The organism is Hymenobacter cellulosivorans (genome assembly GCF_022919135.1).
In the GTDB taxonomy this organism is placed as follows: domain Bacteria; phylum Bacteroidota; class Bacteroidia; order Cytophagales; family Hymenobacteraceae; genus Hymenobacter; species Hymenobacter cellulosivorans.
Genome location: NZ_CP095049.1, coordinates 3,630,304 through 3,653,069 on the forward strand (window position 1 = coordinate 3,630,304; position 22,766 = coordinate 3,653,069).

Sequence of the window (22,766 nt, forward strand, 5' to 3'; positions counted from 1 at the left end):
CGAACCGGAGGAAGGCGTAATCAGGCATGTCCACTGCTTCGTTGTTCAAATCAGTTGCTTAGCCCTGCGCTAGAGATGCTTGGGCAAGCTCAGCATGACCGCCTATCTGGAAGATTTAAAGTCCGGTTCAGAAGAAACTCCAATGCTCACGGGCCCGAGCAGGCCCGCCGGCAACAGCGGCTTGCCGGCGGCCGGCGACGCGGCCGGAGTCCAGGTCGGACGCTTGTCGGGCGCCAGGGCCTGGTCGCCGATGAGGCGGTTGGCCCAAGTATTGGTCACCAGGATACGGAGTTGGTTGTCGCCTTTTTTCACGGCCGAGGTAATGTCCACGCGGTAGGGCGCGGTCCAGGAAATGCCGCAGGGCACGCCATTGACCTGCACTTCGGCCAGATTGGCTACCTCTCCTAGTTCCAGCCACACGCGCTGCGGGCCACGCTTTTTGGGCTTCCAGCGGAAAGACGTCGTGTACTCAGCCGTGCCGGAGTAGTGGCGAATGGCGGCATCAGCGTGCTTGCTCCAATCGGTTAGCTGCGGAAAGGCAACGGGTTGCGGTGGTCCTCCGGCCTGGGTATCAAACTTCACCTGCCAGGAACCGGTCAGAGCTTGCACCGGCGTTACTTCCGTCCAGTTGCTGCCCGCGCGGGCGGCGGTTTGGGTAGTAGGTTGCCGCAACACGACGAACACCGAGCCGTTGCGTTCCAGCTGCAAAGGCAGACGGGTGCGGCCCTGGTCAATTTGCCACTGCCGGGCCACGCGGGTTTCGCCGGTGGCTGCCTCCCACAATTCCGGTATCCGGCCCGCCACGCGCAACGACAGCTCAACGGTGCGGGCGGAGTCAAGCTGGTTGGAGATGAAGTAGATGTCGAACCCCTCGCCGGCCCGGTGATTCCAGGCCAGGCCGCGGGCCGGCTGACCATTGGCGGCTGTGGCTACCACGTCGCGCGCCAGTCCCAGCGCGTCAAAGGAGGCCGCCGTATAGGGCCCCGTCACCACCCGGCCCCGCCCGTAGGACCGCGGCGTCACCGCCGTAGATGCAGTTGGGCCACTCGAGGCGGGCAGTTGCGCGGCCAGCTGCTGAATTTCCTGGTCGGCCTGGGGGTAGTTGCGCAACTCGGGGGAGTGAGTGGGGCGCCGGTTCAGCAGTACGGTAGCGCCGGCCTGCACCAGCTCCCGGAGCTTCTGGGCCACGGCCGCCGACATGGCCGTGCTGTCGGGCGCCAGCGGGTGGGCGCCGGGTACCACCAGCAAACCGTAGCTGGCCCCGCCCGGCAGCACGATGCGGCCGTTCTGCACGGTAGCCAGGCGCAGCAGCGCGTCTTTGTTAAACGAGTCGTAGGCATAGCCGTGCAGCGGGTCGACCAGCTGCTCAGCCGTGTACATATTGGCCGAGGCCGATACCTTTTCGGGCTGCTCGCGCATGGGCAGGCCCACGTTGGCCCGCCGCTGTTTTTCCTGGGCTACCGTGGCTGCCCCAAAAATGCCGGGCAGGGTCGAAACCAGCCGGTCGGGCAGCAGGGCGCGACGCGGGGTTTCCTCGCCGGTAAACACGGCTACGTCGACGACCGGGTGGCCGAGCTGGAGCAGGGCCTGGCAGCGGCGGGCATAGTCGACCCAGGCGCGGCCGGGCTTCCACCAGGTTTGGTCGCGTTGGAAAAACAGGCCGATGCCGCTGAGCGTCATGCCGGGCTTACGATCCAGCCAGGGGTTGTGCACAAACACATGGTACACCATCCGGTTGACGCCCAGCGCGTAGTTGCGGTCCTGCAGGGCCTTGAGCATGCCCGGGTGCTCGTCCCAGGCCAGCCGGAGCTCGGTAAAGGCCTCGGCCTGCACGATGTTCTTGCCGTAGATATGGCCCCCGGAAATGGCGTCGAGCATGTCGTTGGGCTTGTCGTGGGTGGGGCTGCGCAGCCAGAACTCGCCCATGGGCACGTCGGCGTGCTGGTAGTGCAGCAGCCCGTCACTGACCATCGTCGGGGCAATGGCCTCGGCCGAAAACGTGCAGCCCTTGGCGTGGGCCTGCTCTTTTAGGGTCACGTAGAACTTGTCATTGACCAGCTCGGCAATGGTTTGGCGCACATCCGACAAGACCCGCTCCGAGACGTCGGCGCTTTCCAGGGGCAGGCCGGTCAGCACGGGCAGGTAGGGCAGCAAATCGTAGCCGCGGCGCTGCCGGAACTCCGTAGCGAAATTGGTCGACCAGTTCTGGGAGCCACACTCCCAGCTGTCGACGTGAAACATCTTCAGCACCCGCCCGGCCAGCTCGGGCCCGCCCTGGCGGATGGCCTCGCCAAACCAGCTGTCGAACTGCAGCTTGACGGCCGCGGGGTTGAATTTGTCGCACTCCAAACCCCGGGCCCCGCCGCCGGTGGTATTGATCTGGCCCGTCGAGCCGTGGCCCACGCGCAGCACCGTCCAGTTGCCGGACGGGGCCGTCCAGGTTAGGTGGCCGTTGGCGTCGAGCTGGCCGGTCAGGTTGATGATTTTGCGCAGCGGCACGCACAAGGAGTCGGGCAGCTGCCGGGCCGTGGTGGGCTGACTCACCCGCCATACTTCCCCGTTTTTACCTTCGTACTGGTGGATTCGCGCTTCGGGCGAGAGGCGAATTTCCGTCACTTTCAACGACTGTTTCCATTTGGCCGCATCCAGGTCCTCGGCCCCGGGCTCGGAACCAGCCGGGTCAAATTCAAAGCGGAAAAACCGCGCCGTGGTGGGGGGCAGGGCGTGGGTTACGGCGCTGCTGTCCTGCCAGCCGCTGCGGGGTGGAGTTAGTTGGGTAATGAGCCGGAAGGTCCGGCCGTCGAGGCTGGCTTCCACCCGCAGGCGGTTGGCCTGGTAGTTATAGCCGTTGGAGCGGATGCGGATGGAGCGGCAGGTGAAGGGCTGGGTATAGGCGTACTGAATCCAGCCTGGCTCACTGGTTTTGAGGCCCTCTTTGTTGCCGGTCACGGCCAATAGTTCGGGCTTGCTACCGAGTATATTGCTCGTTACCTGCGGTTTGGGGTTGGTAGTAGCGCCCGTGGGTGTAGGGTAGGCGTACACGGCAATGTCGCGGTAGTAATTCTGGACCGTGGCGGCCCGCGGCAGCACCTGGCTGATACGCCGTCCGCCCTTCACCTGGGTTTGGGAGTACACCACCTTCTGCATGGATAGCTCGGGCGTAATCCAGGGGCCGCCGGCTAGGGCGAATCCGTCGCTGACGTGCATGGCCAGCTTCAGACCCAGGCGGTCGGCTTCCATCATGGCGTGCTTCACCATCTGCCACCACGGCGGCGAGAGCTGCACGGCCGGGGGCGTAATGGCCGGCGGGTTTTCCACGCCCTTAATGGGCATGAGGTAGGCACCCCCGATACCAGCCTCGCGCATGGCTTCGAGGTCGGCGGTGATGCCCTCGGGCGTCACGGCGGCGTTCATCCAGTACCAGAACACCCAGGGCCGGGCCGCTTCGGGCGGCGACTTAAACACCTGCTCCAAATCGTCCGCCGTCGGGGCGGATTGGGCCCGGGCCGTGCCAGGGCCGAGGCCGGCGGCCAGGCCGAGGATCAGGCCCGAAAGGCGAGCAAAAGAATGCCAGCGGTTCATGTTACAACCTGCCGGTGCTACCCGGGGTAGATGATGAGCCGGGGGAAACCGGCGGCTGACTTGCAAACCGCACCTTGCGGGCCCGCGCGGCAATAGCCTCCTGTTTGCCCGCAACGGGCAATAAGTAGAAGCTGTAGCGGTAGGGCTTGGCGGGCAATTGGTACTTGTCGATGGGCGCGGCCTGAGCGTCCCAGCTGGTATTGCCGCCTACGCCCATCTGGGCCAGATCAATGTTGAGGGTGATAAAGCCCGCGTCCTGAAGGCGGTTGGTGTGCCGGGCCCGTTGAATGTTCTGCTCGGTGTGGGGCCAGGCACTCATGCTCAGCAAGCTGTCAGCTACTACCAGCAGGCCGGCGTTTTGCTCGTCGGCCAGGTGCATCCAGCGCACGTCGGTGCGGTTGGCATACTCCATGGGCACCACGTAGGAATCAGCAAACTCGCTTAGGGGAAGGCTGTAGATAGCTGCATCGAAGCCGTAGCGCCGGTCGAGGTAGTTTTCCAGCGGCCCGCGGCCATAAAAGCTGATCTTGTCGTAGGCGCGGCGGATGCCGAGCTGCATGCCCACTCTGGGAATGTTGGGCAAACCGGCGGCGGGCGTGAGGGCGTAGTCTACTTTCAGCGTACCGTCGCCGTGCACGGTATAGGTTATGCGCACGGTGGTTTTGCCGTCGATAAGCGAGTAGGTACTGGTAAGGCGGGGCTGACTGGGTTTCGAATGGTCGAGCGTCAGGCTTTGGAGCTTGGGCTCGGCCGTAAACCACTCCTTGAGCTTCTTGTCCGCTTTCCAGCCGCGCCGGTCGTTGTCGGTGAGGGGGCGGGTGAAGTGGGGCAGCAGGGGCGCGGCCACCTGCTCGGTGCCACGGTGGCGGTAGGAAGTCAAAGCGCCGGTAGCTTTGTCGATGGTTACCTGGAAGTCCTTGCCGCTGAGCGAGTAGGCCTGGGCCTCGTCGCGCACGGCTACTGGTGGGTGCTTGGCAGCTTTGGCCTGGGGCTGGGCCAGGCCACTCAGGGCAAACTGGTTACTGGCTACTTCGTGGCCTTTCGGGGCCCAGCTAGCGGCTTCGGGCAAAGTGAAGTTGAGGGTAGCCAGATATTCCGCGCCAGCTTTGAATTTGGGCAGGTAAGGCCCCAGGCTGACCACCGTGTCGTGGCCGGCGGCCAGGCGCAGGCGGGGCAGCAGTTTGGTGCTTACCACGCGGCCATCTTCGCGCACGACCAAGGTCACGGCGTAGTCGGCAGCCGATTTCGAGGCGTGGCGGTTCTCGACTTTAACCAGGCTTTTGCCGGCGTCGGTCAAAGTGCTTTCCAGGGGCTGGTATACCCGTTTGCACTCGTAGATGGCCGCGTGGGGCTTGCCGTCGGAGGCCACAATGCCCTTGATGGTAAAGTCGTCGAAGTACTTTTCCTGGAAGTCGCCGCCGTAAGCGTAGAAGGCCGTGCCAGTGGAGTCGCGCTTTGCCAGGCCCTGGTCCTTGAACTCCCAGATGCAGCCGCCGATGACGCGCTTGGTGGCGCGCCAGCCGTCCCAGAACTCCTTCATGTTGCCGGTGGCGTTGCCCATGGAGTGAGCGTACTCGCAGAAGAAGATGGGCCGGGTGTCTCCGTTTTGCTGATTGGCCAGCAGCTCGCCGGTAAACAAGCCCGGGTACATGCGGCTGACCATGTCCACGTAGGCCTGGTCGCGGGGCGTCTGGATGCGGTAGGCGTGGTTCTTGGGGTAAGCGGGGTCGTTGGGGTCGATGTAGCCTTCCACGTGCGGGTCGCCCATAGCCGGCTCGTAGTGAATGGGCCGGGTGATGTCGAAGTCGTGGAGCCAGGCGGCCATGGCGGCGTGGTTGGGTCCGCGCCCCGACTCGTTGCCCAAGCTCCAGAAGATAATGCTGGGGTGGTTTTTGTCGCGCAGGGCCATGCGCATGCTGCGCTCCTGGTAGGCAGCCGTCCAGGCCGGGTCGTTGCTGAGCTTGGAGCCCAGGCCGTGGGTTTCCAGGTTGGCCTCGTCGATGACCAGGATGCCGTACTCGTCGCAGAGGTCGTAGAAGTAGGGGTCGTTGGGGTAGTGCGAGGTTCGGATGCAGTTGAAATTGAACTGCTTGAGCGTGCGCACATCCTGGCGGATATCCTCCCGCGAGACGGCCATGCCCTTGGTGGGATGGTGGTCGTGGCGGTTCACGCCGTAGAGGTAGGTGAGCTTGCCGTTGAGGAGCAGCTTGCCGTTTTCCTTCGAAAACTCGATGCTGCGGAAGCCGACTTTGCAGCTCTTGGCTTCGAGCACCGCACCGGTTTTGTCAGTCAGCGTCAGCACTAAGGTGTACAGGTTGGGCGCCTCGTCGCTCCACTTTAGCGGGTTCTGAATCTTGGTTTCCAGCAGGCCAAACTTGGCGTTGTCGAGGCGGGGGTAGGGCTCGTTGATGATGCTTTCGGCCGTGCGCTGCAGGGGCTTGTCCAATACTGGTTTGCCCGCCTGGTCGTAGAGTTGGGCTTTAACTTGGTAGCCCTTCAGGTCGTTGTCACCAGTCAGGTTTTCCAGGCGGGGCCGGATGCTGAGCACGGCGTCGTGGTACTGCTTATCGAGCTTGGCCTGCCAGTGGAAGTCGGCCAGGCGCATCTTGGGCTCGGCCAGCAGCAGCACTTCCCGGTAGATGCCCGAGAGGCGCCAGTGGTCCTGGTCTTCGAGGTAGGAGCCATCCGACCAGCGCATGACCTGCACCGAAACCGTGTTTTCACCGGCCTGCAGATAGGGCGTCACGTTGAACTCCGAGGGCAGGCAGCTGTCCTCGCCGTAGCCCAGAAACTGGCCATTGACCCACACCTTAAAGGCCGAGCTGACCCCGCCGAAGTGCAGGGTCACGTTCTGGTTTTGCCAGCTGGCGGGCACTGTGAAGGTGCGTTGGTAGGAACCCACACCGTTGTAGTCCTGGGGCACAAAGGGCGGGTTGACGGGGCGGAAGGGGTACTTGGCGCTTTTATAAATGGGCAAATCATAGCCGTTCATTTCCCAGTTTGAAGGTACAACCAACGGCTTCCAGCCACTCACCCGGCTTTTGTAGAAATCCTGGGGCGCGTCACTAGGTTTGGGGGCAAAGCGAAAGTCCCAGTTGCCGTTGAGGCTCAGCAGGCGGCCAGACTTTTCCCGGGTCCCTTCCAGGGCGGCGGCTTCGGTAGCAAAAGAGTAAGCCGTAGCCCGGGCCGGGTCGCGGTTTAGCTCGGTAATCTGCGGCACCTGGTAGCCGTCGGCTTCGGTGGGGTAGATTTTCGGTGGGTTCGATACGCCGGGGAAAAAATACACGCTGGCTTCCTGGGCCTGGGCGGCGAAGGGTAACAGGAGCAGAACTGTGCTGACGAGGCGCCTCACCCCCCGGCCGCATCTGCTTGAAGCGCAGAGACTCCAAAAAGGAGAGGGGGTGCCACGGCGGCGCAGCTGGGCTTGTGTGGGGAAGAGGGGTAAGAAGCACATTTTGGTTGATTTCTTAATTACCCGTGGCTACCGTAGCAGCCGGTTTTTTGGTGGAAGTGGAGCTGGCCGCGCCGCTTTTGAGGGTGATGCTGACCGGTTGCAAGCCTTCGGCCATAGCTTGCAGGGTGATGGTGCCGGCTTGCTCGGTGGTTTGGAGGATGGCCAGGCACATGCCGTTGTAAGCCTTGCGCGAATCGGCCTTGAAGGGCTCCAGGCTGGCCTGGTAGCCGTTGTCGACGCCAGCTAGGGTGGCGGGGCCGCTGAGACTGAATTTCACTTGGTTGGCCGCGTCGGGTACCAGGTTGCCCTGGGCATCAAGCACGCGCACAGTCACAAAGGAGAGGTCCAGGCCGTCGGCCGTGAGGCGGCTACGGTCGGCGCTTAGCTCGATTGTCGCCGCCGGGCCGGCCGTGTGTATAGTGCGCGTTAATACCGGTTTGCCGCCTCGGCGCGACACGGCCTGCAGGGTGCCGGGCGCGTAGGGTACCTGCCACTGCACGTGCAGGTCGTGGGGCTGCTTGCGCTTTACGCCCAGGGATTTGCCATTGAGCAGCAGCTCTACTTCGTCGGCCTGGCTGAAGTAGGCCCACACGTCCACGGTCTGGCCCGGGCGCCAGTTCCAGTGCGGCAGCAGGTGCAGCACGGGCTGGGTGGTCCACTCGCTTTGGTAGAGGTAGTAGGCATCCTTGGGAAAGCCGGCCAGGTCGATGAGGCCAAAGTAGGAACTGCGGGCGGGCCAGGGGTAGGGCAGGGGCTCGCCCAGGTAATCGAAGCCCGACCACACGAACAAGCCGGTGATGTGCGGGTTCTGCTTGACGGCCCGCCAGGAGCTTTCGTGGGTGGCGCCCCAGTAGGGCCGGGCGTTGTCGTAGCTGGAGGCCGTGAAGTCGGGGTTGCCGGTGGTGAGCTTGGTTTTGCCATCCAGGGGCCAGACGCGGATGCTGTCCGAGGGCAGATCGTAGTGGCCCCGGGTTTCGAAGGCCGCTGCGGTTTCGGTGGCCAGAAAGGGTTTGCCCGGAAAGCTTTTAGGCAGCAGGGGGTAGCCTTCGTGTTTGTAGTTGAAGCTCAGTACATCCAGCACCCCGGCCTGGCTGATGAAGTTTTTGCCGGGCTCCTGCTCGGTCAGGGCCGAAGTAACGGGGCGGGTTGGGTCCAGGCGCTTCACGGTGGCGGTCAGCTCCTTGGTCAGGCGCACGCCGGTGGAGTCGAATTGCTCCCGGATTTCGTTGCCGATGCTCCAGATAACCACTGACGGGTGGTTTCGGTCGCGGCGCACCATGTCCTGCAAATCGCGGCGGTGCCAGGCTTTAAAGTCTTTGTGATAATCCTGCCCGTTCTTTTTTTTCTGCCACTGGTCGAAGGCCTCATCCATGACCAGAAAGCCCATCTGGTCGCAGAGGTCCAGTAGTTCGGGCGCGGGCGGGTTGTGCGCCATCCGGATAGCGTTGCACCCCATTTTTTGCAGAATTTCCAGTTGCCGCCTGGCGGCCCGCACGTTGAAGGCGGCGCCCAGCGCGCCCAGGTCGTGGTGCTGGTTTACGCCCAGAATCCGCAGCTTCTGCCCATTCAGCGAGAAGCCGGTTTGGGCGTTGAACTCGAAATAGCGGATGCCCAGCGGCGTGCTGTACTCGTCCACGGCCGTTTTGCCCCGCCGCAGGCGCGTCTGCACCCGGTACAGGTAGGGCCGCCGCACCGACCAGAGCTGCGGCTTGGCTAGGCTGATGGTTTGGGTCAGCACGGTGGTCGAGTCCGTCAGTTTCACGTTGTCGGCGGTCTGTTTCGCCACCGTTTTACCTTGGGCATCAAGCACCAGCGTTTCTACCTGCAACGGCTTGGCTTCCTTGCTGCCCGCGTTGCGAATGGTGGTTTGCACGCGCACCGTAGCGGCCTCAGCGCCGACTTTGGGCGTAGTCACAAAGGTGCCCCAATGGTCGACGGCTACGGCATTGGTCGTGACCAGGCGCACGTTGCGGTAGATGCCCGAGCCCGAGTACCAGCGCGAGTTGGGCTGGGCCGAGTTGTCGACGCGCACGGCCAGCACGTTGGCTTGCCCAGCGGGGCGCAGGTGCCGGGTCAGCTCGTAGCGGAAGGAGATGTAGCCGTTGGGTCGCTGGCCCAGGGAATAGCCGTTCAGCCAGACTTCCGAGTGCTGGTATACCCCGTCAAACTCGATGTAGATGCGCTTGTCGGCCGCAGCGGGCAGCGTGAAGGTTTTGCGGTACCAGCCGATGCCGGTGGGCAGGCCGCCGCCTTCGGGCTTGGCCGGGTTTTTCTCGTCAAATTTACCCTCGATGCTCCAGTCGTGGGGCAGGGTCAGTGGCCGCCAGCTGGCATCATCGAAAGCCGCTTCCTTGGCCTGGGCATTATCCCCGAGGTAAAATTTCCAGCCTTTGTTAAAGCTCTCCACCCCGCGTACCGATGGCTGGGCCGCTTCCGCGACGCGGGCAGCGCTGAGCAGCAACAGGAGCAGAAAGGAGAGAAAGTAGCGCATGGTGGGAGCAGGTTGTCTGACCGTTATTCCGAGCTTGCCGGTTGATGTCAGGCGGGGTTTTTTCTCGTCGGATTACATTCGGGCGCCAGCCAACCGTTATGTCTGGCTAAGGCTCGACATAACGGTTGGTTTGGTCTCGGGAAGACCTAGTTCGTGGCAGCTTTGGCCTCCTTTTTCTTCTTTTCGGGCGGGGCAATGAAGGTCACGGTGCTCTTGCCCATATCCTTAGAGGTAGCCACGGCAATGCCGCGCTGGTCGGCCTTGTTCACGGCGCAGTAGTAGTGGTAAACCACGCCCTTGTGCTTCACTACGAAGGACTTGTGGGCGAATAGCTCGTCGTAGGGTTCGGAAGGCTCCACGAGGTTCTGGCCGGTCCAGTCGGTCCAGTTCTGCAGGTCGTAGGAGCAGGCAAAGCGGTTCACGGCCCCGCTTACGCCGGGATAGAAGGCGCCGAAGTAAAACATAACCCACAGGCCCTTGTCCACGCCATCCAGCTGCTGCAGATAGGCGTCGCCGGTGATGCCCTTGTGGTGGTTGAGCACGGGGTTGCGCAGGTAACGGCTCCAGTGCACCATGTCGTCGGACACGGCCATGCCGATGCGCTCGGCCCCGCGCTTGGTGTCGAGCGAATCACCGTTGGCGTTGTAGTACATCACGAAGGGGTGGCCGGTTTGCTGCTGCTTGTCCCAGATAACCGAGCTTTTGTAAATCGTGTGGTTTTCCCACCAGCGCACGTCCGGGTCGGTGGCCTTGAGCACCGGCGCAGGTAGGCGCTGCCAGGCGTGCACGGTGGTCGGGGCTTGGCTGGTATAAGCCATACCGATGGATAGCAGGCCCTTTTCGTAGCCCCGGGAATTGCCGCCGAAGTACGACATCCAGTACTTGCCCTGGTAGGGCTGCCACTGGTAGGAGCCGCCCCACTTGTGATCCTGCAGGGCTACGTAGCCGGCTTTCTGGTTGGTGTCCCAGTCGGTGGTGTCGGTGAAGGACAGGAGCTTGCCCTTGGTATCCCACTTCAGTAAATCTTTGCTCTGGGCCAGCCAGGTTTCGTAGCCGCGCCCGTCGTAGATGATGTAGGTCATGTACCACTTTTTGCCTTTGCGGAACACGCTGGGGCAGTCCATTTTTCGCTTGTTGTCGTCCGTGACGAGCACCAGGCCGTACTTGTGGGGCGTTTTGACTTCCTCGTACACCCGCTGCATCACGCCGGCCGGCACCACTGCGGGCCTGGTCTGGGCAACGGCGGCTTGCGGCCCGGGCAAGGCCACCGACAGCAGGCAAAAGAGGGAAAGACGTTTCATGAGAAGAAGAGAAAGGAAGTGAGCAGCCCTAGTTTGGGCCAACGACAAAGCGGTAGGTGCCCGAGCCGGCCCGAATGCGCGTTCTGCCCTGGTCGGTGCCCAGCACGTGCAGCTCCGGGTGCCGGCTCAGGGGCTGGTTGCCTTCGGTAATGGTAGCCGGGTTGGTGGTAGGCAAATACACGGTGGCCGTGGTATTGGCCGGAATGGTCACAGTCAATGCAAAGCCATCAGCTGATTTCTGCCACTGGCTGGCAATCAGGCCGTAAGGCGACTCGTAGCGGGCCTGAGCGCTGGTGACGTCGCCGACGGGCTCGGGCCGAAAGTCAATCTTGTCGAAGGCCACCGCGTCCTTGGCGGGCCGGATGCCGGCCAGGCCGCCGTACAGCCATTCCTGTAAGTGCCCCAGCATCAGGTGGTTGTTGGATACCGTCGGCAGCGCCGCCCACGACTCTGTCAGGGCCGTGGCACCCCGGGTTAGCTGGTAGCCGTAGCCGGGCACGTCGGAGCGGTTGTTCATAGCGAAAATCACGTCGGAGCGGCCTGCATCTTCCAGCACGCGCAGCAGGTAGCGGTAGCCAATGTCGCCGGCCGTCAGCGCGTTGTTGCGGCTCTGGATGTCCCGGATGAGGTTTTCTACTACCGCTGCTTTGTCGGCCGGCTCCACCAGACCCATATAGACAGCCATGGCGTTGGCGGCTTGGCTGCCGGTAGCGTACTGCCTGGTCTGAGGGTTGAAGAACTTCTGGTTGAAGGCCGTGCGCACCTGTGCCGCCAGTTGTTCGTAGTCGGCGGCATCGGCGGGCTTGCCCAGCAGTCGGGCCACGCCGGCCAGGATGGTCAGGTCGTGGTAATACATGGCCGTGCCGGTCACGCCCATCGGCGTCTGCTGCGACACGCCCGGCGGCTTGGGCCCCAGGTCGTACCAGTCGCCCAGGCCCTGGCTCAGGATATGGCCCTGGGCCTTGGTGCCCAGGTAGCGCGCGTAGCGCTGCATCATGGGGTAGCTACTGGCCAGCACCTGCCGGTCGCCGTACCACTGGTACACGTACCACGGGAGCAGAATGCTGCTGCTGCCCCACTCGGGCGAGTCGCGGAACATGTCGCCGCCCCACTCAAACTTGACATACTCGGGCGCTATTTCCGGCACCAGCCCCTCGGCCGTCTGGGCCACCCGCAAATCGTCAATCACCTTGCGGCAGAGCGTGGCTATATCGTAGGCGTAGCGAATGGAAGCGCCCATCAGGTGGGTTTGCTCCTGCCAGCCCAGCTTTTCCCGGTGCGGGCAGTCGGTAAACACGCTGGCCAAGTTGCTCTTCACCGACCAGTCAATGAGCGTGTTGGTGCGGTTGAACAAGTCATTGGAGCAACTGAACTCACCCACCCGGGCCGCGGCATTGCGCGTGTGTAGGGCCGTAAGGGCCAGCACTACCGGGCGGCCTTGGGGATTGGGCTGGCCCTGGGGCACGCCGCCTTCCACCTGCGCGTACCGGAAGCCATAGTAGCTAAAGCGGGGCCGCCAGGTTTCCACACCGGTGCCGCGCAGCACATAGGTGAAAACGTACGGGCCGCCGGTGGCCTTTTGGGTAATAGTCTTATCGGCTTTGAGCAGTTCGGCCGGCAAGATGCGCACCGTGTCGCCGGCCTGGCCCTGTACCCGCAGCTCGACGATGCCCGAGGCGTTCTGGCCAAAGTTGTACACCCACTTGCCGGGCGAGGCCAGCACGATTTTCGGGTTGGTAAAGGTTTCGTGCACCTTCAGCGGCTCGGCATTTTGGGCCGTGAGTTCGGGCGGGCCGCTGACCACCAGCGCCGGTTTCCAGGTCTGGTCCCGGAAGCCGGGGGCATCCCAGCCGGGCTGCTCCAGGGTGGCATCGTAGTCCTCGCCGCCGTAAATACTACTGAAAGTGACGGGGCCGGGGGCGGTTTTCCAGGAGGCGTCGCTGAGCACGTCTTCGCGGTGGCCGTCCTGGTAGTCAAGCACCAGGCGCAAGCGTAGCTTGGGGTAGCCAAACGCGGTTTTTAGCTTGCGGAAGCGGCCTTTCACGGGCGGCACGTAGTAAAAGCCGTTGCCCAGCAGCACCCCCACGGTATTGGGACCTTTCCGCAACTGCTCGGTCACGTCGAAGGCTACGTACTGGGCGTGCTGGTCGTATTTGGTCCAGGCTGGGTCCAGGAAATGGTCACCTACTTTGCGGCCGTTCAGGTGCAGCTCAAACTGGCCCAGGCCGCAGACGTAGGCCGTGGCCTTGTGCAGGCGCTTACCCACGACAAAGTCCTTGCGCAGCAAAGGCAGCACGTTGGCACCAAAAAACGGGTCCTTTTTACCATCGGTGGGCAGCACGGTTACGTGCTCCTCGGGCAGCTTTTCGTAGGCTACCCACTCGGAGTTGAGCCAGTCGGCGGGGGAGAGCAGGCCCATCTGCCACCGGGCCGGCGGGCTCCAACGGGAGACCCGGTGGGTGTTGTCCCACACCATTACCTTCCAGAAGTAGGTTTTGGTGGCCTGTAGGGCCCGGCCCGCGTAGGGTACCTGAATGGATTGGCCCGAGGCCACCGGCCCGGAGTCCCAGAGGTTGCCCACGTTTTTCTGCAGCTGCTTTTCACTGTCGGCCACCAGAATCCGGTAGCTGGTCTGCGTCACCTGGCGTTGCTCGGAGCTGAGCTGCCAGCTGAACCGCGGGTGGCTTTGCTCTACGCTGAGTGGCTGGCTCTGGTAGTCGCAGGTTAGGTGCTGCACCTTGAGCTGCTGTGCCGAAGCCAAGAAAGGCAGCAGGAGCAGCCACGCCAGTACCCGTCGCCGGAGGCCCGGCGAAAAAGGGAGTGCTGTTCCTGACGATTCTCGGCTGTTCACGGCTGGGCAGAAGGTCGGGCTTCGGGGGGAGGTAAAGCAAGGCCTGAGTGGCAGAAACCCGACCGGTAGCTGCAGATCAGGCAATGCCCGGGACGAAGGGAAAAATGGCTACACAAATGTAAATTCCCAGTTCTGGCTCCTGTCCCAGCCGTTTGCATCTTGTTGTAGGATGTTAGCAGGCCGGCCGAAATGCCGCGCTGCTTCCTGCCCAACATGCTACAGCCGGGCCGTTAAGTGTCTACTGGCGGTCCTGCGGCAACAGTCGGGCTTTTGACTGCTGCCGCGGGGCTTTTTTATGAGGCATTTGCACCCGTAGCTTTGCAGGGCACACGCGTTGCTGGCATTCCGGCCAGCTTGCCCACTTGCCCTATTCCTCCCTATGAAGCAACTACTACTCCTGTTGGGGCTGCTGGCCCTGCTGCGCCCGGCCGCCGGGCAAACCTTCGTGCCGGTCCCGGCTGAGCGCGGCCAACCCATTCTTTGCCCCGCTGGCCCTCCGGCCCGTACGCGGGTGGCGGCGCCGGCCAACTTCCGGCCCGGTACCGTCCCGCGTCCCACGGCGGCCAACTTCGTGGTGACGTATTCTGCCAACTTTCCCGCCACCGCCCGCGCGGCTTTCGACTACGCCGTGGGCATTTGGGCGGCCCAGATCAACTCGCCGGTGCCCATTCGGGTGTATGCCTTTTGGGAAAGCCTGGGCCCCGGGCCGCTGGGGGGCTCGTATCCTACCACCAAGTTTATGGCTGTCAACGGCGGGCACCGCCGCAACGTGCTATACCCGGCACCCCTGGCCGAAAAGCTGGCAGGCCGGGAGCTAAACCCCACCACCGACCCGGACATCCTGCTGGCTTTCAACAGTAACCAAACGTGGTATTTGGGAACCGACGCCAACCCCGGAGCCTCGCAGATGGATTTTGTCTCGGTGGTGCTGCACGAGTTGGGTCACGGGCTGGGCTTCGACGCCCAATTCAGGGCTTTCCCCGAATTTCCGGCCACAGCCCAGGGCATCCCGCTCACCCTTTTTACCACTCACCTCGAAAACCAGGCCGGGCAGCAGCTGGCCAACCCAACCCTGTTTGCCAACCCCTCGGCTGCCCTGACGGCGCAGCTGACCAGCGGGCAGGTGTACTTTGGCAGCCCATTAGCTGCGGCCGCCAACGGTGGGCAGCTGCCGCGCATCTACGCGCCCCGCAGCTTTTCCGACGGCTCTAGCCTCAGCCACTTCGACGAGGACACGTACCCCGCCGGCAACGTCAACTCGCTGATGACTCCGTTTCGCGGCGCGGGCGAGGCCATTCACAATCCGGGTCCGCTGATGCTGAACATGCTGCGCGAGATGGGCTGGGTAGGCACAGCCATCCGCCACCGCCCGCTGCCCAGCACCGAAACGGCCCGGGACTTCCCCGTCACGGCTACTATTGTGAGCGACGGTACGCTCACGCCCGGCTCCCTGCTACTGCACTACCAGATCGACAACGCAACCCCGGTGTCGCTGCCGCTGACGGCCACGGGCGTGACCAACGAGTACGCGGCCTCGATTCCGAACCCGGGCGCCGGCAAAACGGTGCGCTATTACCTGGCGGCCGCCGACAACCAAACCAGCCGCACCTATACTGCTCCAGCCGCTGCCTTGCCAGGCGCCAGCGCCGGGCAGCCCTGGTACGAGTTCTTCGTGGGGCCCGACGTGGTGCCGCCCAGCATTCAGCACCAGGCACCCAGCCTGCTCTTTACCAATCAATTGCCGTACACCATCACGGCGCAGGCCGCAGATAGCGTTGGGATGGGCACCGTCACGCTGGAGTACAGCATCAACGGTACCGCCCGCCCGGCCCTGCCGCTGACCCGGCAAGGCAGCAGCTCGGAGTATACGACTACGCTGACCACCGCCGCCGGCCCCATCGAACCGGGCGACGTGCTGACTTACCGCCTCGTAGCCCGCGATGGGGCCAGCACGCCCAACCAGGCCACGGCTCCGGCCAGCGGCGTGTACACCGTCAGCATTGTCGGCTACAAAACTCCACAGGTCAGCTACTCGAACAATTTTGACACACCCACGCCGCTCGACTTCACCGGCAACGGCTTTTCGGTAACCCAGCCCGCGGGCTTCGCCAATTCCGCCCTGCACAGCACGCATCCGTACGGCAACAACGCGAATTTCACCTACCTGCTGCTGCAGCCCATCGTCGTGCGCGCCACCGCGGCCACCGTCAGCTTCGACCATATTGCCTTCGTCGGGCCCGATATTTCGAATGCCATTCTCTTCGGCGACGACCGGGTACGGGTGGAAGGCAGCAAGGACGATGGCACCACCTGGAGCTCCCTGGGTTCGTATCAGTCCTCCACATTTAGTGCCTGGTCGACGCTCTACAACCCGCGCGACGCAGACAACAATTCAACCGGGGTGCCAACCGAAAGCCTCTACCGCCGGGCAACCATCAACCTGCGGCAAACCTACGCGGCCGGCGACGTGGTGCGGCTGCGTTTCGTCCTGTCCTCCAACGCCAGCATTCACGGCTGGGGCTGGGTTATCGACAACCTCGTGATTCAGCCCGTCGCCAGCAGCGCCGCCGGGGCTCACCAGGGCCAGGTAGCCGCCGCTTACCCCAATCCGACCAGCGGCAGCTTCACGCTGGCGCTGCCCGCGGGCTTTGCCGGCGGTAGCCACCGGGCCGAGCTGCTGGTGCGCAATGCGCTGGGCCAGCAGCTCGGCCGCCAGCAAGTAGTGCTGACGCCGGATCAAGCAAACCTGCACGTGGCGCTCGGAACGGTGCCGGCCGGCCTCTACCAGGTAAGCCTGCGCACGCCCGAGGGCAAGACGGTCTCCGGCAAAGTGCAGGTGCAGCCCTGAGTAGGGCGCGGCCAGATTTGCCGGAGCTACAATTGTAACAGCCGCCGCCCGTGGCTACCTTAGAAGAAGGTACCGCCGCAACAAGTCGGCCCGGTGCGGAGCAGATGCTTTGCAACTTCGTTACTTTTGCAGTTGTTTCTGCCTTAACCCGCTAGCGCTGCGGTCCTCACCACCTTCGCCTCTTGCTTATGCTCTCGCCCGATCGTATTGCCCAAACGCTGAGCCGCCACGGCCTGCGCCAAACCCCGGTGCGGCGGGCCGTGCTGCAGGTTATGACGAATTCCCCGTTTGCGTTGTCGGTGGGGGAGATTGAACCCCAGCTGCCGCCCGACACCGACCGCATCACCTTGTACCGGACCCTGAAGTCGTTTGAGGAAAGCGGTCTGATTCACCGGGTAATAGATGCCTCCGACGTGATTCGCTACGCCACGTGTTCGATAGAGTGCAGTGCCAAAGCCCACTTCGATAACCACGTGCATTTCAAATGCACCAGCTGCCAGCACGTTTACTGCCTAAATCAGGTAGCCATTCCGGCCGTTACGCTGCCCGATAAGTTTGAGGCCGTCCACCGCGACTACCTGCTAGCAGGCCTATGCCGGGAGTGCCACCCTGCGTAGAATAGCGCCTTTCTTTGTTGCTGGAATGCCCTTTCACTGGTGAAAGGGCATTTTTGTGCTGGCACAAGTAAGCGCAACGCCAGTGCGTTTTTATTACGGACAGCATTGATGCTATAACCCGCTAGGGCAGAAAGACGGGTTTCTTATTTGCAACTATGTTGCAAATAAGAAACCCGTCTTTTACTTTCGTCCTATGAAAGAGTATTTGCCTCGTGCCTTAGCCGATTACGGTGGTATCCTGAATGCTGGGCTTTGCTTGGTGCACTGTGCGGCTGGTCCGGTGCTGTGGGCTTGGTGGAGCGGTAGTCGGGGTGCAGAACCGGCGGCCTACTGGGATACAGTGTTTCTGCTGGTAAGCGGCGTACTGGTAGCCGCGGCCACTCGCCGGCTGGTTTCGTGGCGGCTCCGGGTGGCGTTTTGGGCGTTTTTGGGCTTATTTGCCATTACCGTGTTGCTGGCCGGCCGCTGGCCCGAACTGGAAATGGTGCAGTATGCCGCCTCGTTTGGCCTGCTAGGAACCCATTTGCTGAACCTGCGCCATTGCCGCCGCTGTGCAGGCAATAGCCCCGGACTGGTTTAGCTACCGTTCACCAGGTTACTGGGCTCGGCGGCCTGGGTGCTGAGGCCGCGGCTGTTTAGCCCGATGCGCTGGCCCGGTGCCTTGTCGGGCTGGGTGTAGTAAGCGCCGCCGGTAAAGGCGTAGATGTAGGTGTCGGAAGGGAAGTAGCGCTTAGGGAGGTCTTTATGGCCGCTGTGGCTACCCAAGCCGCCCCGGTAGCCACTCAAGGTGGGTCTAAGCCCACGCAATGTCCTTGCGCAGCCACGCCAGGGTGGCGGCTTCGGCCGAGCCTGGCGCGGGCTGCTGGTTGTAGTGCCATTCGGCCTGGGGCGGTAGGCTCATCAGGATGCTTTCGGTGCGGCCCCCGGTTTCGAGGCCAAATTTGGTGCCCCGGTCAATGGCCAGATTGAATTCGGCGTAACGGCCCCGGCGCACCAGTTGCCACTGTTTTTCGCGCTCCGTGTAAGGGAGTTTGGCGTTTTGGCGCATGATGGTGCCGTAGGTGCGGCCGTACACTTCGCCCACATCCTGAATGAATGCGAAGAGCTCCTCAAACGAGCCATCCTGGCCCACGGTGAGCCGGTCGAAGAAGATGCCACCTACGCCCCGGGTTTCCTGGCGGTGAGGCAGGTAGAAGTACTCGTCGGCCCAGGGCTTGAAGCGGGCGTAGTAGTCGGGGTGGTGCCGGTCACAGATTTCCCGGATCTGCTTGTGAAACCAGCGAGCCTGCTGCTCATCCACGTAAATGGGGGTCAAATCGAGGCCGCCGCCAAACCAGGCTTCGCCGTTGCCGGCTTCGAAGTAGCGCACGTTCATGTGCGAAATCGGGACCATGGGGCTGCGCGGATGCTGCACTACGCTTACGCCGGTGGCAAAGTAGCGGGCATCGGGCATGAGCAGCTGGCTAGCGGCCTTGTCACTCATCTGGCCCCACACGGCCGAGAAAGCCACGCCGCCTTTTTCCAGCACGGCCCCATTCTGAATGACGCGGGTGAGGCCCCCGCCGCCGCCTTCGTGCTGCCAGGCATCTTCCCGGAACCGCACCCCGCCGCCATCAGCCGATTCGAGGCGGTGACACAGCCAGTCCTGGAAGTGGCGCATCCAGTTTTCAACAACAATCCGGGTTGGAGCAAGAGCGGGGGCAGCAACGGTATTCATAACGAATGGGAAAGTAAAGGCAAACGGAAAAGGGAGAGGAGCCGGGAGTTAGGCCCAGCGAACCGAATGGTAATCAGGCAGGATGGACTTCTTATTTGCCAGGGCCAGGCGCTCGGCGCACTTGTCGCAGCAAGCCACGCTGGGCTGGCGCTCCTGGGCCCGGAGCACGAGCACCGGAATCTGGGTGTGGTAGGCCCGGGTGGTGGTGTGGCACGAGTCGAAATAGCGCAAAAGCTGCTCGTGACTCGTAGGGGCAATGATGAGGAGCTGGGCCTGGTTGCGGGCGCAAAACTCACTGGTGCCTTCCAGCGGGGCATCGTCTTCTACCAAGTGGGGGGCCAGCATAAGCCAGGGCAAGTGAGCTGCTGCTTTGGTCAGGGCTTGCTTGAACGTGCGGCGCCGGGGCCGCTCGGTGGGCGGGTAAAACTGCACCAAATCCAGCGGGGCCGGAAAAGCCTCCTGCAGCGCGGACAGCCGGGGCAATAGGCTTGGGTTCAGGGTACTAAAGTCGGCGGCGAAAACCAGACGGCTGGGCAGGCTGCGGCGGCCGGGCGGCACTACGAGCACCGGGCAGGTCACGAGCTCGGTAATGGCGGCGGCGTGGTTGCCGGGCGCGGCCTGCTGGCCGCAGTCGATGTGCTCAAGCCCCATCACAAGCAGGTCGGCTGAGTGCTGCATGACTTCCTGCTGCACGTGGTCGTGGAGGCAGCCGCTCAGAATGCGGTAGCGGTACTGAATTCGGCGTCCATCCTGGCGGGTAAGCTGCTGGTAGCGCAGGCGCTCGACCAGGCTCCGCAGCCGCTGTTCCTGACGGGCCAGCTCCGCTGCCGGGGCTGAAGTCAGGGCCGAATCGGGGTGGCAGTAGAGCAGCACCACTTCGGCGGGCCAGCGCACGGCCAGCTTGTTGGCATACGCCAGGGTGTGTTCAGCCGCGGTGGTATGGTCGATAGGAACGAGGATGGTTTTCATGGGATGCTTAGCGAAAGAAAAAGGCGGGGATGAAGCCGAATTAATGACAATAGTGGACTGCCTGCGGAGCCGGCTGGGCCTTGGGAGCCGCGGCCGGCAGCTGCGGGCTCAGGTAGGGAATGCCCAGGCCCAGCCCCCGCACGATAAAGAGTACTGCCAGTAGCGAAGCCACATAGGGCACGGCCTGCCGCATGCGGGTGCGCCACTGCAGCGGCACCAGGCGGCTCGTGAGCGAGAGGCCCAGCATCAGGGGCAAGGTGCCCAGGCCGAAGCAGGCCATGTAGGCTGCCGCTCCCAGTACGCCCGGCGCGCTCAGGGCCCCGGCCAACGCCAAGTACACCAAGCCGCAGGGCAAGAGGCCATTGAGCAGGCCCGTCAGGTATAAAGCCCGCCACGAATGCTGCTGAAACAGGCGGGTCAGGTGGTTTTTCACCCAGGCCAGGGGCCGGCTCAGGCCCTGCCCCGCACTCAGGGCCTGGGCGTAGCGCTGGGGCAAACCCACGAGCAGCAGAATCAGCAGGCCCGAGGCAATGGACAAGCTTTGCTGCAGGCCAACCAGGCGCAGGCTTTGCCCGACCAGGCCAGCAGCGGCGCCCAGCACCGAGTATGTCGTGACCCGGCCCAGGTTATAGAGCAGCCGTCCGCCCACGTAGCGGGCCGAGGCGGCATCAGGGCGGCCGGGCAGGGCCAGGGCAATGGCTCCGCACATGCCTACGCAGTGGAAGCTACCCAACAACCCAAAAACAAACCCGGCCCAAAGCATTACAGCAGCGAAAAGAAGCGTGACAGAAACTGTCGGCAAGTTCCGCCGCCGCTGCCGGGCCGGGCATGACAAAAATCAGCTGCCGAGGGTGATATTTCTTTCCACGAAATACGCCTGCCCTCCGGCGGTAAAGTCGAGGCGGACGCGCCAGTAGCCGGGCTGCATCTTGGCGGTATTGATGTGCTGCTGGTTATCGGGGCCAACCTGCAGGGGCAGGCTGAAATCCCGCTGCTGGTCGGAGGGGCGGAAAAAGTGCACTTGGCCCTGCACTGCCTGGCCGGCCAGGGGCGTGGGCAGCGTCAGGGTCAGGCGCTGAGCTTCCGCGTCGAGCAGCACCTGTACCGGGGCGGGCAGCGCTGCGGTGCGGGCCGCGTTTTCCATGCGCTGCTGGTAGGCCAGCTCCTGCTTGTAGTAGTCGGGGCTGACCAAATCGACGCGGGTACGCATGGCCTGCTGCACCATAAAGCCGATGTAGCCCGCAAAGAGCACGAAGGTCAGGATAATGGCGTAGGGCCAGAACGTGCGCTGGGAAGTAGGGGCAGTTGCCATGAGTTGGGAGAGGCTGTGGGATAATGAAGAAATAATGCCCTGTTGACCTGTTCGAAGCATTCCTGCCGCTTTGTTGCCTAATCACCCTTGCACGCGAGATGCCTCGCTAAGGCTCGACATGACCGGCTTATAATGGGAGCTTGTTTACTGCACCGGGCCCAAAAACTTGGTTTTAGCTTCGGCAATCAGTTCGGGGCCCGAGTACAGGCCGATGCGGATTTGCTGGCTGGTGCGGGTCAGGGCGGTGCGGGGCAGCTCGGCGAAGAACACGCCTTCGGTCAGGCCCTGGGCCGGTAGGTGCAAGCCGTCGGTGCCGACCAGGGAAATGGTACCCTGGTCCGGCTCCAGCACCCGCAGCGTGAGCGGGTAGGGCCGGTTGGTTTTGTTGATAACCGAAATATTGTACAGGTTGGTAATGGTGCCGTGGTTAGTCTTCTGAAACAGCTGGCCCGGGGTGCGCAGCACCGTGGCCTGCACGTTGGCCCGCGACACGAGCAGGCCGGTGAGCACGGCCAGCAGCAAAGCCAGCACCCCCGACAACACCTTCATCCGGCCGGTGAACTTCGGTTTAGTGCCCTGGGCAATGTTGTTTTCCGAGGCGTGGCGAATCAGGCCCTCGGGCAAATTCACCAGGTTCATAATAGTGTTGCAGGCGTCGATGCAGGCCGTGCAGTTGGTGCATTCCATCTGCTGGGCCCCGTTGCGGATGTCGATGCCGGTGGGGCAGACCTGCACGCATTGGTGGCAGTCGATACAGTCGCCGGCGGTGCGCTGCTGGTTTTTGCGCCTCTTTTCCCGCGGCTCGCCCCGCTGATAATCGTAGGCCACTACCAGGCTGTTTTTATCCAGTAAAACGCCCTGCAAGCGGCCGTAAGGGCAGGCAATAGTGCAGACCTGCTCCCGAAACCGGGCAAAGACGGCGTAGAACACGCCCGTAAACAACACCATGGCCGCGAGGCCACCCAGGTGCTCAGTGGGCTTGTCGGTTACAATCTTAACCAGCTCATCCGAGCCGATAATGTAGGCCAGGAAAGTGTTGGCAATCAAGAAAGAAAGGACCAGGAACAGGACATGCTTGGTGGTTTTGCGCCAGGTCTTGTTCCAGTCCCAGGCGGCTCGGTCGAGGGCTTTTTGCTGGGGCGCGTCGCGTTCGAGCCAGTACTCGATGCGGCGAAACACCATTTCCAGAAAAATAGTCTGGGGGCAGACCCAGCCACAGAACACCCGCCCGTAGACCACCGTGAAAATGATGATGAACAGCACGAAGGTGAGCGTGGCCAGCAGCAGGATAAAGAAGTCCTGGGGCCAGAAGATTTGCCCCAGGATGATAAAGCGCCGCGCGGGCAAGTTGAGCATCAACAGCGGTAAGTCGTTGATACGCAGCCAGGGGCCGGCAAAGAGCAGTGCCAGCAGGCCGTAGCTGAGCCACTTGCGGCGGTTATAGAGTCGGCCGCTGGGCTTTTTGGGGTAGAGCCACACCCGCTTGCCGGCCGCGTCCACCGTGGCGATGGAGTCGCGGAACGATGCGGCAGGCGGAGTTTGGGTGGTCGGCATGGGGTTGGGAGAGGTAAGGTGTTGTTTTAAGAGGCCGTCATGTCGACCAGCGGGGGCATCTCGCCTGGCT

14 protein-coding genes are annotated in these 22,766 nt (G+C 63.0%); 3 read left to right on the forward strand and 11 right to left on the reverse strand.

Annotated elements, in window-relative coordinates; all coding sequences use genetic code 11:
- Positions 1–102 precede the first annotated feature (102 nt).
- The 5 genes from MUN80_RS15305 to MUN80_RS15325 all read right to left on the reverse strand — a co-directional run bounded on the left by MUN80_RS15305 (position 103) and on the right by MUN80_RS15325 (position 13,589).
- Positions 103–3,582, reverse strand: a complete 3,480-nt coding sequence (locus tag MUN80_RS15305) for a glycosyl hydrolase (protein ID WP_244714285.1) — start codon at positions 3,580–3,582, stop codon at positions 103–105.
- 1 nt (position 3,583) lies between these two features.
- A complete protein-coding gene (locus MUN80_RS15310) occupies positions 3,584–6,934 on the reverse strand; it encodes a glycoside hydrolase family 2 TIM barrel-domain containing protein (RefSeq protein WP_244714286.1) in 3,351 nt (1,116 codons plus the stop codon).
- Between the two features lie 115 nt (positions 6,935–7,049).
- Positions 7,050–9,527 (reverse strand): beta-galactosidase GalB, encoded by a 2,478-nt coding sequence (gene galB / locus MUN80_RS15315; RefSeq protein WP_244714287.1) that lies wholly within the window; start codon positions 9,525–9,527, stop codon positions 7,050–7,052.
- 146 nt (positions 9,528–9,673) lie between these two features.
- On the reverse strand, positions 9,674–10,828 hold the full coding sequence (locus MUN80_RS15320; protein WP_244714288.1) for a glycoside hydrolase family protein: 1,155 nt from the start codon (positions 10,826–10,828) through the stop codon (positions 9,674–9,676).
- Positions 10,829–10,856: 28 nt separating this feature from the next.
- The gene (locus tag MUN80_RS15325; RefSeq protein ID WP_244714289.1) at positions 10,857–13,589 is read right to left on the reverse strand and encodes a family 78 glycoside hydrolase catalytic domain; all 2,733 of its coding nucleotides are present in this window, start codon (positions 13,587–13,589) and stop codon (positions 10,857–10,859) included.
- A 469-nt stretch (positions 13,590–14,058) separates the two neighbouring features.
- Between MUN80_RS15325 and MUN80_RS15330 the strand changes: the two genes are divergently transcribed.
- The 3 genes from MUN80_RS15330 (at position 14,059) to MUN80_RS15340 (ending at position 17,724) form a co-directional block, all read left to right on the forward strand.
- The gene (locus tag MUN80_RS15330) at positions 14,059–16,527 is read left to right on the forward strand and encodes a T9SS type A sorting domain-containing protein (RefSeq protein WP_244714290.1); all 2,469 of its coding nucleotides are present in this window, start codon (positions 14,059–14,061) and stop codon (positions 16,525–16,527) included.
- A gap of 188 nt (positions 16,528–16,715) precedes the next feature.
- Entirely contained in the window at positions 16,716–17,144 is a 429-nt protein-coding gene (locus MUN80_RS15335; RefSeq protein ID WP_244714291.1) for a Fur family transcriptional regulator, read from the forward strand.
- 193 nt (positions 17,145–17,337) lie between these two features.
- Complete coding sequence (locus MUN80_RS15340; RefSeq protein WP_244714292.1) at positions 17,338–17,724, forward strand: MerC domain-containing protein; 387 nt, start codon at positions 17,338–17,340, stop codon at positions 17,722–17,724.
- Here the strand turns inward: MUN80_RS15340 and MUN80_RS15345 are convergent.
- The 6 genes from MUN80_RS15345 to ccoG form a co-directional block, all read right to left on the reverse strand.
- Positions 17,721–17,909, reverse strand: coding sequence for a hypothetical protein (locus MUN80_RS15345; protein WP_244714293.1), 189 nt, complete (start codon positions 17,907–17,909; stop codon positions 17,721–17,723). The genes MUN80_RS15340 and MUN80_RS15345 overlap by 4 nt on opposite strands.
- A gap of 28 nt (positions 17,910–17,937) precedes the next feature.
- On the reverse strand, positions 17,938–18,861 hold the full coding sequence (gene hemF, locus MUN80_RS15350) for an oxygen-dependent coproporphyrinogen oxidase (protein ID WP_244714294.1): 924 nt from the start codon (positions 18,859–18,861) through the stop codon (positions 17,938–17,940).
- Positions 18,862–18,909: 48 nt separating this feature from the next.
- Positions 18,910–19,830 (reverse strand): universal stress protein, encoded by a 921-nt coding sequence (locus tag MUN80_RS15355; RefSeq protein WP_244714296.1) that lies wholly within the window; start codon positions 19,828–19,830, stop codon positions 18,910–18,912.
- Between the two features lie 40 nt (positions 19,831–19,870).
- Complete coding sequence (locus tag MUN80_RS15360) at positions 19,871–20,593, reverse strand: sulfite exporter TauE/SafE family protein (protein ID WP_262922006.1); 723 nt, start codon at positions 20,591–20,593, stop codon at positions 19,871–19,873.
- 75 nt (positions 20,594–20,668) lie between these two features.
- Entirely contained in the window at positions 20,669–21,142 is a 474-nt protein-coding gene (locus MUN80_RS15365) for a FixH family protein (RefSeq protein ID WP_244714300.1), read from the reverse strand.
- A 144-nt stretch (positions 21,143–21,286) separates the two neighbouring features.
- Positions 21,287–22,696: a cytochrome c oxidase accessory protein CcoG gene (gene ccoG, locus MUN80_RS15370; protein ID WP_244714302.1), complete on the reverse strand. Its 1,410-nt coding sequence runs from the start codon at positions 22,694–22,696 to the stop codon at positions 21,287–21,289.
- Positions 22,697–22,766 lie beyond the last annotated feature (70 nt).